This is a genomic window from Mesomycoplasma ovipneumoniae (assembly GCF_035918255.1).
Classification (GTDB): Bacteria; Bacillota_I; Bacilli_A; order Mycoplasmatales; family Metamycoplasmataceae; genus Mesomycoplasma; species Mesomycoplasma ovipneumoniae_A.
Genome location: NZ_CP142136.1, coordinates 738,591 through 754,066, shown reverse-complemented (window position 1 = coordinate 754,066; position 15,476 = coordinate 738,591). Strand labels below are relative to the sequence as shown.

Here is a 15,476-nt window from a genome sequence, read left to right as displayed (position 1 = left end):
AAATTTAAAAGTAATACTATTTTTAAAAAAGAGGAAAAATGGCAATTGCAATTATCGCTGAGTATAATCCTTTTCATAATGGTCATATTTATCAGCTTGAATATGTTAAAAAAAACTTTCCTAACGACAAAATTTACATAATTTTAGGCGGAAATTTCACCCAACGAGGTGAGATTAGTCTTACTAATTTTGAAACAAAAAAGAAAATAGCACTAAAATATGGAGCTGATTTTGTAATTAGGTTGCCTTTTGAATATACAAGTCAAGCTGCTCATATTTTTGCCCAAGGCGCACTAAAACTAATTTTTGACCATAAAATAGACAAAATCATTTTTGGATCAGAATCAAATGATGTTCAAAATCTATATAATTTAGCAAACTTGTGAAAAAATAACATTGATGAATATAATATTCATCTTAAAAAAGCATTAAAATTAGGCAATTCTTTTCCAAATGCAGCAGCCATTGCCCTTGAAAAAATTAGCTCGCAAAAAATTATTTACCCTAATGATATTCTTGGATTTGAATATGTTAAACAAATTGTGCTAAATAATTATCCAATTCAGGCATATAGTCTTAAAAGAACTATTGATTATAATGAAACAACACCAACTGGAAAGTTTGCTTCAGCAACATACTTGCGAAAATTAATTAGCCAAAATAAGTCCATTTCTCAGTTTTCACCAATGCAATTTAGCCAACCAGTTTGCTCGTTAGCCTCGTTATATCCAAAATTTCAGGAAATTATTCGACAAAAGTCGCCTGAATCACTAAGAAAAATTTGACTAGTAAAAGAAGGAATTGAAAATTTATTCAAAAAACATATCGATCAACCTGACTTAGATAGTTTTTTGAGCGCCACTAATTCAAAACGTTATACTAATTCACGCATAAAACGAACAATGTTGTATATTTTGTTTAATATTGAAAATCCATCTGAATTTGATGAAACTACAGTTGACCTTGATTGTTGAAAAAACCAAAATTAATTAAAATTTTTTAAAGTATGTTTTAAAAAATTTTAAAATTTGGTCTAATACAAAAGGAGCAAAAATTGTTAAAAGTAGCAAATAATTATAATTATTCTTTAAAATTAGAAAGTTTGAATTACTAAAATCATTTTGTGAAAAAACAAAATTTATTCCCGGAATAAAGGAAACAATTAGAATTGAAACAAAACTAGCTAAGAAGCCAAGATGTAAAAATTTTAAATCTGCAAATTTATATTTAAAAATATTCTCATCGGCCGCAAGTATATAAGAAAGACTTGAAAGACTAATGCTGATAATTAAAAATGAAAATGTTTGTGAATTTGTGATTCAAAAACTTAGCAGTGCTAAAAATGAGATGAAAATTGCTCAAAACATTATGCTAAAAATCAGTTTTTTATTAAAAAGTGATTTATTTTCGTTTAAAAAGCCTTTATTCATAACATTTTTTGAAATATTTGTAAGACCAAGGGCGATCCCGCCGAAAGTTTCAGAAACAACATTTATTCAAAGTATTTGTAGTGATGTAAAAATTTGTTCCTTAAAAAGTAAGGTTGCAAAAATAACTGATATAAGCATTGAAAAATTAGCAACAAGTAAAAAAACAAACAGTTTTTTAATATTTGCAACAATATTACGGCCAATTTGTATTGCTTGATAAAGAGTTTTAAAATTATCATCAGCTAAAACAACATTAGCAACTTGTTTTGAAACTTGTGAACCAGTTATTCCCATTGCAAAACCAACATCGGCTTTTTTTAATGATGGAGCATCGTTAACTCCGTCACCTAACATAGCAACAACATGTTTTTTTGATTGTAGTGCGCCGACAATTTCTAATTTATCTTCAGGTTGAACACGTGAATAAAGGTGGAATTTTTCAACATTTTCACGTCAAAAGTCATCTTTTTTTCAATCAGGGTTGCCTGTTGCAAGTGATTCTGGGCCTAAAATTTCAACATTTTTTGCAATTGATGAGGCAGTGTGAAAATTGTCTCCTGTTATCATTATTGTTTTGATTTCTGCATCTAAAAGATCTTTAACAATCGGTTTAATTTCTTTTCGTGGTGGGTCTTGAAAACATACAAGTCCTGAAATCATTATGTTTTTTACATAATTTTCTAGATTTTCATTAGGTTGAAGTTCATTTTCAATTTCACGATATCCAAATGCAAAAATACGATATCCTAAATTTTGCATTTGGGTTAATTTTTCTTCTAAAATAGGGTCTAAATTATCCGCCTTTTTAAAAATAATTTCAGGTGCCCCTTTGATAAAAAGAAACTTTTTGTTATCAATTTCATAAAAAGTTGCTGAAAATTTGAGTTTGGAATTAAACACAATTTTGTCTAAAAATTTGTGTTGTTTTTCAACTACTTCTTTTTGAATTTCAAAAGTTTTTGCCTTTTGTAAAATTAAAATTTCCTCAGGATCACCGTAATATTTTTCAACTGACTTATCAAAAAAACTATATGCGGTTGTATTTAAAACAGCTTGTGTCCAGAAATTTTTTGATTCAATTTGGTGATAATAAATTTCCTTAATTTGCATTTTATTTTCAGTTATTGTCCCAGTTTTATCTGAACATACAATTGAAACTGCTCCAAGAGTTTCAATTGTTTTTAAATCTTTTACAATTGCATTATTTTTTGCTAATTTTTTAACACCAATAATTAAATTTATAGTAACAAGCGGAATCAAACCCTCGGGAATAAAGCCAATTGCTAGTGAAAGTGATATTATAACAGCGTGTTTTGATTGGTTAAAATCGCCATTTTCAACCAAAAATATATAAATAAAAAAGAAAAAAATTGCTAAAAATGCGGCAATAAAAGTGATAATTTTTGAAAATTTAGCAATTTTTTTCTGAAGCGGGGATTCTAATTCGGCTGTTTTTGTTACAAGCGAAGCAATTTTTCCAAGTTCAGTATTTTGACCAACATCTGAGACCAAAATTTTTGCCTGTCCATTTAAGACACTTGTTCCGCTGTAAACTTTTGAAGCTTTATCGTCCCAATTTTTAAATTCATCTTTAAAAATTGATGTTGACTCACCAGTAAGAATTGCTTCAGATACGGATAATTCTTTATTTTCAATGACAAATCCATCGGCGCTAATTAAATCGCCAGAACTAACTTCAAGAATATCTCCTACTAAAATCTCATCAGATTTTAGGCTTATTTTTTTTCCATCACGAATTAGTGTTGAAACTGGCGAGTTAAGATCTGAAATTGCATCTATTGCTTTTTTTGATTTAGTTTCTTGGACCAAAGAGAAAAAAACATTAATTGCAATAATTAAAGCAATAACTACTGGCTCAAGATACGAAATTAATTTAGCTCAAAAAGGCAAATCATGTTCAAAAACCGAACTAATGATAACCGAAATAATAATAACAAAAATTAAAACTAAGGTAAGCGGTTCTTTTAGTTGCAACAAAATACGGAAAAATATTGATTTTTCCGGAATTTTTGGTAGTCTATTTTCGCCAAAAAAATTTTTTGATTTTTCAATCTGTTCTTGATTAAGACCCTTTTCTTTGTCAATTTCCTCTAAAAATGTAATTTTATCGGTATTTTTATAGTCATTTTTCTCTTTTTTTTCTTTTTTGAACATTTTTGCCCTTTTTTATATAAAATTATTTTTGAATATAATTATATAATTTTTTAGGTTCAAAAATGAAAATTTTAATTGAAAATAAAAGAGCTTATTTTGACTATGAAATAATTAGCAAATTTACAGCAGGAATTGTCTTAGAAGGATGAGAAGTTAAATCTGTTCAGGCAAAAAATATATCGCTTGTAGGTTCGTTTTGTTATTTTAAGGGTTTAGAACTTTATTTGTCAAATGCAACAATTAGCGCCTATAAAGGATCCCGCGGTCAAATTGATCGCTCAAGAAAACTTTTATTACATAAACATGAGTTAAAAAAAATTTTTAAAGAAAAAGTTACAAAAAAATTAACAATTATTCCACTTTTTGTTGGTTTGAAAAATCGTAGAATCAAAATAGAAATCGCTCTTGCAAAAGGGAAAACTAAAGTTGATAAAAGAAATGCAATAAAAGAACGAGATCAAAAAAGGGAGGCACAAAAATTTTTAAAAAATTACTATTAGTTCCTGGATTTTTGCCACTTTTTTCACTGACAAGTTGTTATGATTATCTTTCAGAAATTATTTCAGAAAAAATAGTTCCAACTGATGGCTTAAATCCAATAGAAAAACTACCTATTTTTGTTAAAAATTCACGGATTAAACAAGGTTTAACTTATACAACATTTATAAAAAGTGTCTATGATGGCGACACTTTTACTGATAAAAACGGTATGCGTTTTCGGATTTTTGGTATTGACACTCCTGAACTTGAACTTAGCCGTCCAAATCGTTTAATTAACGTAAAAACTATGAAATTTCACGGTTTAAGAGCTAAAAAACGTCTAGAACAGCTAATTTTAAATCGCTGAATTTCATTTGAAATTGTCGGCCATGACCCGTATGAACGGATTATTGTTGTTCTAAAAAATGAAATGGGTGAGATAATTAATATTAAAATGGTTAGCGAAGGTCTTGCAATTCATCGTTATGCCCAATATCAAAATCCTAAAAAAACTTATTATTATCCTGAATATAAAAATTTAATTGACCAAATTTTAAAAGCCCAAGAAACTGCTAAAAAAAGTAAATTTATGCTTTGAGAAGAAGATATTTCAACAATTTATGGCCTTAAAAACTTAAGGAAGAAATAAAAATGAAAGGTAGTTCACCTTTCATTTTTATTTTAACAACTGTTGAGTGGTTTTCTTGTACGTAATTAAGGACATTAAAACATAAATTAGAATAAATGCAGCTGAAAGTCCGGCTCAGGATGATAATAAAATTAGGGCTAAATTTTCTTGAGATGCGGCAGGAAATTCATTGCCAACTATTAAAATATGAATCGATTCCATTGACGGGAAAATAATTACAAAACTTAAAATTAGAACAACAATTGATATCAAAACAATATTTAAAGTATGATAAAAAAGCGTTAATAAAGTCGAACCACCAAGCGATTTTAGAATTCCAATCATTCTCTGTTTTGATTCAGAAATAGTTTTGGCATAAACTAAAATGAACGAAATCAATATAATAACAAAAATTATAAACACTGCAAAAGTAACCTTGTTAACTATCGAAATGATCGCTAAAGATTGGCTAGTTACTACACGAATTAAGCTTGAAGGCGGAGTTATTTTGAGATCAAATTTAGCATTTTTTGCATCTAAATCAAGATTGTTTTGTTCGTCAGTTGTTGTTAAATAAGCAGTAAGTTTGGTTGGCTGGAAGTTGGTATAAAATTCTTGGGCATCTTCGTGATAAAATAATTCTGAATCTGGTGAGTCAAAAATTCCAACAACAAGTAAATTGAATTTTTGATTTAAAGGCGAGTTTGTTTGAATTATATCGCCTACTTTTAATTTATATTTAGCATTTAAATCAATTGCTGTTGTTGAAAGTAGAATTTCATCGACTTTTCTTGGAAATGTTCCAGTTATTAATTCTAAATTGTTTCGCGGGAAAACTTTTGTATTTTTTAGCGGAATTTTAAATGGTTCAAGCGCGGAGCTTTGAGGATTTTCGCTAGGAATATAAGAATTAATTTCCTTGAACAGTTGAAAGTTCTTGTCTTTTGTTTTATCAACAGAATTTTGCTTAACTAAATTTTCAAGATCTTTAATTGATTGTGTGCTAATAAATGATGGAAAATCAATTAAATTAAAAGTATCTAATCTGGTAACAGAACTTTTAATTCCATTATTAATTCCGACAATTTTTAGCGGAATTTTATTTTGATTTTTTTCAATTTCTTTATTAGAATCATAAGCAAGATAAATTGTCTTGTCTAATGGATTTTCAATTTTAAGTTTTTCAATTGTTGATTTTGAAAGAATAATTTCCTGAGGATTTTCAATGAATTTTCCTTCAAAATTAACAAGATCATTTTCGATTCTGTCTTTGAAAAAGGTATTAATTTCAATTTGATCAACATCAACTTGACTAAGATTAATTTTTCGATTTTCATAGTGCAAGTTTATATTTGTGGTTGGTCTGTTTGCAACAAGCGAGTTGATTGATTCAAACTCACTAATTTTTTTAATTTCATCTTGGTTAAAAGCTACTTTTGATTTTTTTTCAATTGAATTTCTATCGAGTGAGAGCGTATATTTTTGCTGCCGTTCGACTTTTGCTGTTCCAAGATTTAATTCAAAAGCAAAACTGATTGAAAATACGGCCGCTAAAAAAGCAATTATAATTAAAATAGTAAGGGTTAATTTTTTACTAATATCAGCAATGACGAAAATCGGTGAAATATTTAATTTGTTCTTAAATTGAACTACTTTTGCAACTTTTTTATGTTTAGTTTCGCTAGTTTGTTCAGAATTTTTGTCTTCTAATATATTAGTATCATTAATTTTAATAATTGGTGGTTTGTCTTTTTGTAAAAAAATTATTTGATCAGCATATTTGTGAACCATTTCAGTATTATGGCTAATGACCACAACTGTGTGATTTTTTGACATTTGCTTAATTTTTTCAAAGATAATTTGCTCATTTTCTTTATCAAGGGCGGCAGTTGGCTCATCAAACAAAATAAATTCTGAACCCCGATTTAGAGAACGAAGAATTGCAATTCTTTGTTTCTCACCACCAGAGAGATTTTCCATTTTTGTTTTAAAAACACTTTGATCAAGATTTAAAAAATTTGCATTTTTACTAAATTCATCTTGCTTAAATTTATAACCTAAAATGCTTGTCCCAATTCGAACATTATCAATAGCTGAAATATTTTCAATAAGATTCACATCTTGAAAAAAAATATCAACATTTGGGTTTTTTAAGACTTGTTGTTTTTTATCAAAAAAGGAAATTTGCCCGCTGTCAGCTTTGGCAATTTTGGCAATTATATGCAAAAGTGTCGTTTTTCCAACACCTGATTGACCAGAAATAAACGTTAATTTATTAGTTGGAATATCAAAACTAATGTTATTTAAAATTATTTTTGTTCCGAGCCTTTTTGTGATGTTACGAATTTGAATCATTTTTGCACCTAAATAGCTTTTTTAATATTGTGTATATTTTAATATAAAATATTTTTTTTCAATCAAATTATTTTACTATTTTCTTAAAATTTAGTTCAAAATTTTCTTCTAATTTTAAAGTACAGTTGAATTCAATTTTTAATTTTAGTCCAAATTCCCTTTTTTTCCGAGTTTTGCAGTTTGATGAGATAATCCTAACAAAGCGTCGGGTTTTAGGTACTTTTTTAACTTTTTTGGTAAACTCAGGAGAAATAACTATCAAACCAAAAACACTAAATTTTAAATCTAACACTCCGAAAGAAAAATCTACTTATCAATCAAATAAAGCAAACTAAAAAAGCTAAAATTTTAACTTAAAAAGTAAAATTATAAAATATTTAAACAACCTTTTTTAGTTAAAACACTGGCGAAAATCAATTTATGGTAAAACAACAAAAATCATAAAAATACAACTACTATTTAAACTCAATGCAAATAGAAAACTCATTTTGATTTAAATTGAGCCTAAAAAAATATATGAAGTTTTGAAAGAGCCATAATTAAAAGCCTTAAATTTGTAGATTTCTAAACGGTTAAATTTAAGGCATTCCATCATATTTAAAAATATAATGGATAATTCGCATTTTCTGATTTTTTTATGACAAAAACATTTTTAATTCCCCCTTAATTCAATATCAAAATTTATTAATTATTCTTAAGTGAGTCTTATTATAACACAATTTTATTTCAAGCCAAGCATTTTTTTTTTTTTTTTGTAAAAAGTTAATTTTAAAACAATTAAAATTAAGACTTTAAGTCAAAAAACACGGATTTACCGGTATTTTTGCATATTTATATTCACAAAAAAGTGAATTTTTGCCATCGAACTGGTAAAATCAGGAAATAATTTTTTTCAACTAAATTATTTTATTATTTCCTTAAAATTTAGCTCAAAATTTTCTTCTAATTTTAAAGGACACTTAAATTCAATTTTTAATTTTAGCCCAAATTCTTTTTTTTCAATTGTACATCCATTTTTCTTTATTAATTGAAGTACCCAGTTCATTTTTTCCAAGTCAATTTCACATAAATAACGATAAGAAATTTTAAAATCACTAACCAAACTAAAATTTAACACTTCAATTGCTGCTTTTTTGTAACTATTTTGCAATAAACCTAGCCCTAATTTGGATCCGTACATGTGCCTGACAACAATAATTAATGAATTAGTAATTTTTTTTGTTCGCAAAATGTTAAAAATTTGCCATCCCGCTGAACCTTTTGGCTCATTTGCATCACTGAATTTACAATTATATAAATCAAAACAAACGGCATAAACAATATGACTTGCATGCTTGTTTTCTTGTTGAATTTTTGTCAGTAGCGCTTCTGAATGTTCCTTTGATTTTATTATGAAACTATAAGAAATAAATTTAGATTTTTTGATTTCTAATTCAAAAACAGCTTCTTTTGTGATAATTTTTTGCATTTTTCAAAATTATTTAATATTGTTTGCCGTTGCATTATTAATAAATTTGGAAAAAATTATGTAAAAAAACAATGGAACAGCTATTGTAAAAAGTGAGCCTGCAGCTTGAATGTTTTGCAAAAATCCAAGACTAGTTTGGCCTGAATACTGAAATCAAGTTGAAATTGTCTGGTATGATCGATTTGAAAAAATGTAATTTGGTCATAAAAAGTCGTTTCAAGCTTGAATTGTTGTAAAAATAATTAATAAATAATAGGAAATTTTTATTTTTGGAAAAATTATCAATTTAATCTTTGAAAAAGTTGATAAATTATCAATTCTTGCAAGTAAAAGTTGCTTTTTATCAATTTTGTTAATACTTTTATAAAGATAGAAAAAGTTAAAAAAGGAAAAAATTTGGTTAACTGTGAGGGCAAAAACCGGCGAATTTGTTATTAATTGATTGTTATTTAAAATTCTTGCAAGTGGAATATAAATGCTAATTTCTGGAATAAAAGAAATTGCCACAAAAAGAGAAATAAACGTTAATTTCAGTCTTTTTTTTGCCATTCAAAGTCCAAAAGATGCTAGTGAATACAGGATAATTCTAAAAAAATTAATGAGCATAATTACTAAAATTGAAGTGGAAATTCCAATTCAAAAATTATCATTAATGGAATTTTGAAAGTTTTCAAGTAAATTTGAGCCTATTTTCAAAGTCAAATTAGGATTATCTTGTAATTCATTAGGCAAGGAAGCATTTACAATTAAATAATATAAAGGAAACAGGAAAAAAATAAGTACTATTATTAAAAAGGAAAATAGCAAAAATTGTAGAAAAAAACTATTTAAATTAAATTTTAATGACATTTTTACCCCTTTTATTTTTAATAAGTTTTGATATTTTTTTCCATGTTTTTGGTCTAAAAATAATAAAGGTTGAAAAAACCGCTGAAAGATAAAAGAAAGTAATTAAACTCACGGCAGATTGGAGTCCTGAATTATCACTTGAAGATAAAATATATGAAGCAAGAGTGTGGCCTTTATTTAGATCTAAATTTATGTCGCCTGTAATAACATTTGGGTATAGCATTGTTGCAAAAATGAAGTTTGTGTATGAAATAACTAAAAATTGATTACCAATTTCTTTAAAATAAAGGTTAAAAATCTTATCTTTTAGGTTAATTCTGTCAATTTGTAAATTTTTTTTATATTTTGTATGAATGCTCGAAATCGCAAAAAAGAAAAGCACTGAATTAAAAGGGATTGCCCTTCAAAGTTGATAAATTAAATATAGTCAAATTAAATCAATTTTATTGTCTCCACCGACAAATGAAAAATTGAGATTAAGCATTTTTGCAAAAACATTTTTATTACCAAAAAGGAAAGAAAAAGCAGTTCCAATTGCAAAAGATGAAATAAAAAACTGGGAATAAAGTCCACTTATTATTAACATTCGAAGAAATTTACTCTTAAGTTTTGAGAGCAAAATTGCAATAACAAATCCTAGAAAAAGTGCAATTGGTGAGCTAATAAAAAATAATAAAGTGCTGTTTCTTAATGCGTCATTAAAATTTGATTTTGCAAATAATTCCCTAAAATTCTCAAATCCTAAATGTTTGTTTTGGCCAGCCCCAACATTAAAAGAGTTAAATAATGAATCCAGAATTGGGTAGACTGAAAAAATAAAAAGAAAAATAAATAGTGGACCTATAAGTAAGATTGCTTTTGTATTTCTGTGAAAAAACACTGTTTTTATGGATTCTTTATTAACCTTTAACACGATTTCCGCCTTTATCAAAAGCAAAAATTTTATCTTTATTATATTCTATTTTTACATTTTCACCTTGAATATCAATAGGACTTATAATTTCAAGGTCAATATTTTTTTCAGTATCACGAATTTGGTAATAAAAATTATCTGCAATATTTTTTTTATAAAAAACTTTTCCATTTGTTGGTTCAGGTGTTGATGAAATTTTAATGTATTTAGAACGGATATAATATTCAATTTCTCCTTGTTTTTCAATAAAATTGATTTCTGGCATTCCGATAAATTTTGCGGCAAAAATAGACTGAGGGTTTTCAAAAAGTTCCTCTGGATTAGAATATTGCAAAATTTCCCCTTTATTTAAAAGAATAATTTTGTCACTAATTTTCATTGCATCAGTTTGGTCGTGAGTTACTAAAACGATTGTCATGTTAAATTCTTGTTTGATTTTAAGTAATAATTTAATAGTTGATTCCTTAATTTTTGCATCAAGTGATGAAAAAGGTTCGTCCATTAAAACTAAATTATCCCCTTTTATAATTGATTTTGCAAAAGCTACGCGTTGTTGTTGGCCTCCACTAATATTTTTGGCTTTTTTTAAGAAAATATCCTCAATTTCTAAGGCTTTTAACACATTTAGGACTTCTTTTCCGAAATATTTTTTTCTAAATTTTAGGAAAAAAATATAAAATTTTATATTTTTCAATATATAAAAGTAAAATTTGAATTTTTTTATAACCTTCTCTATTCCTAAATTAGATTTGTTTGAAGGTAAATTTTCAATAGAGTCGCTAAAATCTTGACTATTTTTGTCTTTTTTGAAATTTTCCCAGCTCAATTTTCATACTTTTGAGGTTCATTCAGGCGAATTTTTAGCACTAATCCAAAGATTTTTCTTTACCGAAATTTCTTCATATAAGTTGTTTTTTTGCATTATATAGCCAAAGTTTTTGAAGTTTTCATGGTATTCAATACCTGTCTTTATTGGTAAAAAACCGGCTAAAATATTAAGGAAAGTGGACTTTCCTGCACCTGAGGGTCCCAAAATTGTAATAATATTATTTGCTGGTATTTCGAGGTCATCAATTTTAAGAAAAGCCTTTTTGTCATACGAAAATACTAGGTTTTTAATACTTATAGCAATTGTTAAGTGGTTCATATTAAAAAATTTTACCTTTTTTTAAAAATTTTTTTCTAAATGATGTATAGTTATTTTTATTAAAATTATAAATAACTAATATTTAAATATTAATATTTCTGAAAAAAATTTCATAAAATTAGAAAAAGTGAGAAATATATGAATTTTAAAAAATTTTTTAAACCTTTTTTAGTTCTCTCACCAAGCGTTTTCTTAATTGCTACTGCTTGTGGAGTAAGTGAGAATACAATTGATCCAAAAACTCAAGTTGTTATGACAACAAGTCAAGGTCCTTTTTGACCATTAATTTTTGGACTTAATGTTTATGGTAAAAATCAAAAAGGATTAATCCCTTATTACAACCAAAAGTTTAAAGATGATCCTGATTTCGCGCCAGTTAGACTTGTTTTGAGTGATGAGTCAAAAGCAAACACTCAAAAAGAAACAACCGATAACATTAAAAAATTACTGGACACAAATTCAGATCAACTTCCTTCAATTGTTTTAGGTGATTCTTCAACAGCAAGTGTTTTACAAGAACGTAATCGCCTTTTAGAAGTAAAAAGCGATAAATTAAATCCAGGAATATTCACTGATCAAATTGTAGGAAAATACAATTCATTTAATTTTGGTGAAAATAAGTTTTATAACATCCCTTTTAACATAAATGATGTTGATGCGCTTGGATTTAACCTTGATAATTTACGAATTATTTTTGATTTAGTAAAAAAAGGTGGCGGAAAAGTTGACGAGAACGCCGAAATTTACAAAAAAGCACAAGAATCAGCCCAAAAAGGAAACTCGACTCCTGAAAACAGTTTTTTTAGCAATCTTGAAGTAAAATCTGCCGATGTTTTCAAAGATTTAAGCGTAAATTATGATACTTTTTCAAATATTGAAGAGGCACTTGAGTTTTCAACTAAATTTATTGACGGTGTCAAATTAAAAGCTGATGCAAAACTTGATGCAAATACAGAAAATGCGTCTATTTTTGATATTGACTATTCAGGACTAGTTTTCCACAAAAATATTATTTCAAAATCAGGTAAAAAATTCTGAGAGCCAAAAGGTAGTGATTTAACTTTTAATATTGCTACAGATAAATCTTTACAAGAGGAATTTAAAAAAACTTACGATAAATTTACAAAAACTAATAAAAAAATCGAACAAAAAGTAGGTCAAGCAACCAAAATTTTGCAGGCATTTCAGTTTAAAAACTTTAAAGCAGAAAACAGCATTGGTGAATGAGGAAGTCATGATATTCTTAAATATCGTACCGTTTTTGGCTACGTTCCTGGAGTTGGAATTAAGCAATCAATTGACACAGCAACAACCCGTAATTTATTTGCAGATAAAAACCCTAAACTTGCCAAAGGTTTTGCAACATTTAACGATGTCTTTACAACAAGCCAACCATTAAAATCACACAAAAATTCACCATTTTTTGTCTATAACTCAGGTGGATCTTCATTAATTCCAATTAAAACTGATACAGAAAAAATTAATAAAGCGGCAGTTAAATTTTTAGAATGACTCTTTACTGGTCAAAATGATATTGACACACCCGGAAAAATGGTCGATAATGTTGATTATTTAATGGAAAATACTGGTTATTTTCTTCCTACAAAAGCGGTTGTAACTCCAGAAAAATTGGAACAAGTAAAGAAAAAATATCAAGAATACTATGATAAAATTGTCGAATTTGAATCTAATAACAAAAAAAGTATTGAACTAGTTGGTGAAGATGCCAAAAAAATCGACTGAAGTTTGTATGAAAAAATGGCAAACCTCAGATCAGTTATAATTTCAATGGAATCAATGCTTAATGCTTTTAAAGAAGATTCATCCAAAGTTAAAATTTTAAGTGATAATGGTAATTTCAAAGAAGCAAAAATCTCAACAACAATTACAGATTCACTAATTGAATCAACAAAATTTGAAAATAGTAAAACCGAAAGTTCTGATAGATTACTAACATTAATTAATGAATAAAACTTAAATTAGCGGTAATTTTAAAAAAATAAAAAATCTGCTGTTTGTAAAAACTAAAAATTCCCAAAATTTTTAGTTTTTATTTTTATTTTTTTGTTAAAATAATACGCATTTTATATAGTTTCCCGAGTTTCCCAATTTGATGAGATAATCTTAAAAAAGTGCCCGGTTTTTTCGTACTTTTTAACTTTTTTGGCAAAAGTTAATTACCTATTTTCAAACACTGGCAAAAATCAATTTATGGATAAAATCACAAAAATCATAAAAAAAATACAACTACTGTTTAAACTCAATGCAAATAGAAAACTCGTTTTTATTTGCAGCGAGCCTAAAAAAATATATGAAGTTTTGAAAGAACAATAAAAAAGCCTTAAATTTGTAGATTTCTAAACAGGTAAATTTAAGGCATTCCATCATATTTAAAAATATAATGGATAATTCGCACTATTTGATTTTGGTATGACAAAAAACATAATTAATTCCCCCTTAATTCAATGTCAAAAATTTATTAATTATTCTTAAGTGAGATTTATTATAACATAATTTTTTCCTAGACCAAGCATTTTTTTTTTTTTTTTACAAAAGGTTAATTTCAAAATAATAAAGATTAAGGTTTGGTCGTCAAAAAACACGGATTTACGGGTATTTTTGTGTATTCATACTCAATAAAAAGTGAATTTTTGCCATCAAACTGGGGAACTTAGAAAAATTCCAAAAATTTTTATTTTTTATTTTTTATTTTTTGTTAAAATAATACGGAATTTATATCTTTTCAAAGAAGCTTAACAAAGCTTAATATAGTTATTTATAATTGCAAAACATTTTTTGTTTTGCTTTTTTAACATTCAATTAAAAAAATGGTATAATTAAAAACATAATTAAATAATATTAAAAACAAATTTTATTTGTTAAGTGTTTGACTTTAAAACTAAAGAAAGGAAAAAAAATTTTTAATGCAAAAAACGGAAAAATTTTCAAGAACTGTCTTAGGTGATATTCACCCCTCAGAGTTAGGTATTGTTGATTGTCATGATCATTTAATTAAAAATTATGGTCCTGAAGCTCATGAACACCCTGATTTTGTGATGCTTTCAAACGAAGCTGCAATTGCTGAATCGCTCGAATTTGCAGCTCGTGGCGGAAAAACATTGGTAACAATGGATCCGCCAAATGTTGGTAGAGATGTTTATCGCATGCTCGAAATCGCCCAGGAATTAGCTGGTAAAGTTCATATTATTATGTCCACCGGTTTCCACAAGGCCGCTTTTTATGACAAAGGTGCTTCTTGACTTGCGCTTGTTCCAACTGATGAAATTACGAAAATGGTCGTTGCTGAAATAACCCAAGGAATGGATGAGTATAATTATTCTGGCCCAGTTGTTAAACGTTCAAAGGCAAAAGCGGGAATAATTAAAGCCGGAACAGGTTATGGTGCAATTGATCGCCTGGAATTAAAATCTTTGGAAGTTGCCGCAAGAGCCTCAATTGAAACCGGTGCGCCAATTTTGGTTCACACCCAACTAGGAACAATGGCTTATGAGGCTGCTAAATATTTAATTGATTTTGGCGCTAATCCTCGAAAAATTCAACTTTCACACTTAAATAAAAATCCTGATAAATATTATTATGCAAAAATAATTAAGGAATTAGGTGTAACTTTATGTTTTGATGGCCCTGATCGTGTTAAATATTATACTGATGCAACCTTAGCAGAAAACATTAAATATCTAGTTGATCTTGGGCTCCAAAAACATATTACTTTATCACTTGATGCAGGCCGGGTTTTATACCAGAGAAACTACGGAATGCTAAAAGGGAAAATGAGCTTTGGATTTACCTATCTTTTTGATCGGTTTATCCCACTTTTAAAGCAAGTTGGTGTTAGTCAAGAAGCAATTGATGATATTCTAGTTAACAATCCTGCTGAAATATTAACCTTTGATGAGCCGCGAAAATTTGACCCGTCAATTCTTCCTGAGTACGTACTAGAACTCAAAAAAACTTTTAAAATCTAACGATTTTAAATTCAAAGAGCTATTTATTAGCCTAACTTTAAAAAA

11 protein-coding genes are annotated in these 15,476 nt (G+C 27.5%); 5 read left to right on the top strand and 6 right to left on the bottom strand.

Annotation, left to right across the window (positions count from 1 at the left end):
* Positions 1–38: 38 nt before the first annotated feature.
* Entirely contained in the window at positions 39–989 is a 951-nt protein-coding gene (locus tag U3G01_RS02600) for a nucleotidyltransferase (RefSeq protein WP_255030699.1), read from the top strand.
* Here U3G01_RS02600 and U3G01_RS02595 read toward each other — a convergent pair whose 3' ends face one another.
* The gene (locus U3G01_RS02595) at positions 990–3,605 is read right to left on the bottom strand and encodes a cation-translocating P-type ATPase (RefSeq protein ID WP_255030702.1); all 2,616 of its coding nucleotides are present in this window, start codon (positions 3,603–3,605) and stop codon (positions 990–992) included.
* 62 nt (positions 3,606–3,667) lie between these two features.
* Here U3G01_RS02595 and smpB point away from each other — a divergent pair, with 62 nt between their 5' ends.
* Positions 3,668–4,105, top strand: a complete 438-nt coding sequence (smpB, locus tag U3G01_RS02590) for an SsrA-binding protein SmpB (protein WP_069096629.1) — start codon at positions 3,668–3,670, stop codon at positions 4,103–4,105.
* A gap of 11 nt (positions 4,106–4,116) precedes the next feature.
* Positions 4,117–4,734 (top strand): thermonuclease family protein, encoded by a 618-nt coding sequence (locus tag U3G01_RS02585; RefSeq protein ID WP_179850780.1) that lies wholly within the window; start codon positions 4,117–4,119, stop codon positions 4,732–4,734.
* 27 nt (positions 4,735–4,761) lie between these two features.
* Here the strand turns inward: U3G01_RS02585 and U3G01_RS02580 are convergent, their stop codons facing one another.
* From U3G01_RS02580 to U3G01_RS02560, 5 genes are all read right to left on the bottom strand, one after another.
* Positions 4,762–7,068 carry an ABC transporter ATP-binding protein gene (locus U3G01_RS02580; RefSeq protein ID WP_255030704.1) on the bottom strand — a complete coding sequence of 769 codons (2,307 nt, stop codon included), beginning with the start codon at positions 7,066–7,068 and terminating at the stop codon, positions 4,762–4,764.
* A gap of 901 nt (positions 7,069–7,969) precedes the next feature.
* The gene (locus U3G01_RS02575) at positions 7,970–8,536 is read right to left on the bottom strand and encodes a YigZ family protein (RefSeq protein WP_255030706.1); all 567 of its coding nucleotides are present in this window, start codon (positions 8,534–8,536) and stop codon (positions 7,970–7,972) included.
* A gap of 9 nt (positions 8,537–8,545) precedes the next feature.
* A complete protein-coding gene (locus tag U3G01_RS02570) occupies positions 8,546–9,385 on the bottom strand; it encodes an ABC transporter permease subunit (RefSeq protein ID WP_255030708.1) in 840 nt (279 codons plus the stop codon).
* Positions 9,369–10,298 carry a carbohydrate ABC transporter permease gene (locus U3G01_RS02565; protein WP_255030710.1) on the bottom strand — a complete coding sequence of 310 codons (930 nt, stop codon included), beginning with the start codon at positions 10,296–10,298 and terminating at the stop codon, positions 9,369–9,371. Before U3G01_RS02565 ends, U3G01_RS02570 begins: the two co-directional genes overlap by 17 nt.
* The gene (locus tag U3G01_RS02560) at positions 10,285–11,445 is read right to left on the bottom strand and encodes an ABC transporter ATP-binding protein (protein ID WP_255030711.1); all 1,161 of its coding nucleotides are present in this window, start codon (positions 11,443–11,445) and stop codon (positions 10,285–10,287) included. Before U3G01_RS02560 ends, U3G01_RS02565 begins: the two co-directional genes overlap by 14 nt.
* A 138-nt stretch (positions 11,446–11,583) precedes the next feature.
* Here U3G01_RS02560 and U3G01_RS02555 point away from each other — a divergent pair, with 138 nt between their 5' ends.
* Together U3G01_RS02555 and U3G01_RS02550 are read left to right on the top strand one after the other, a co-directional pair.
* A complete protein-coding gene (locus U3G01_RS02555; protein ID WP_255030712.1) occupies positions 11,584–13,416 on the top strand; it encodes a P68 family surface lipoprotein in 1,833 nt (610 codons plus the stop codon).
* A gap of 953 nt (positions 13,417–14,369) precedes the next feature.
* Entirely contained in the window at positions 14,370–15,431 is a 1,062-nt protein-coding gene (locus tag U3G01_RS02550; RefSeq protein ID WP_069097356.1) for a phospho-furanose lactonase, read from the top strand.
* Positions 15,432–15,476: the final 45 nt, after the last annotated feature.